Consider the following 529-nt stretch of genomic DNA (forward strand, 5'->3'; position numbering starts at 1 on the left):
CAATCGTCGCAATAACAGACGACCGCATCCTGCTCCTCATCGCGCGAAAACCGACCAACAACAAAAGAGAGATTCAGTACAGCAATATTGAGGAATTTAAAATCGAGCCAACATCCAACCTTTCTATCGATACAAACCGTGGTGGGAGCCCCAGTGAACCATCTACGAGGCTTAGGTTTGAAATTGAGACACCACATCGGACGATACACTGGTATTCGGGACCAACACAATCGATCAAGATCAGTGAGGTCACTGAGAGACTGGGTCCTACTTTACAAAAACGCTCAGCAGGTAGCGAGTGGACCAATAGGGACCTCTGGATAGAGGCTGTCAAAGAGTACCGAGAAAAATTAGACGAGTACGAAAGGTGGCAGTCTGAAGTTTCCAATCGAGTTAGTAACGCTGAAGATATCTCAGTTACCCAGTCGCGTCTGGAAAACATATGGGAACAGCTCAATCCTAATGAGCAACCCCATTACTACACAACAGGCAAACGCCACGAGCATAAGATAACCAGATCACGTGAGCA

General features: G+C 46.9%; 1 protein-coding gene. It reads left to right on the top strand.

The genetic code is table 11. The features are described 5' to 3' along the window. Positions 1-529: PH domain-containing protein (locus EXE44_RS17955; RefSeq protein WP_158293507.1), on the top strand; the 529-nt coding region annotated here is incomplete at both ends.

The sequence above is a fragment of the Halorubrum sp. SS7 genome (genome assembly GCF_005435055.1).
In the GTDB taxonomy this organism is placed as follows: Archaea; Halobacteriota; Halobacteria; order Halobacteriales; family Haloferacaceae; genus Halorubrum; species Halorubrum salinarum.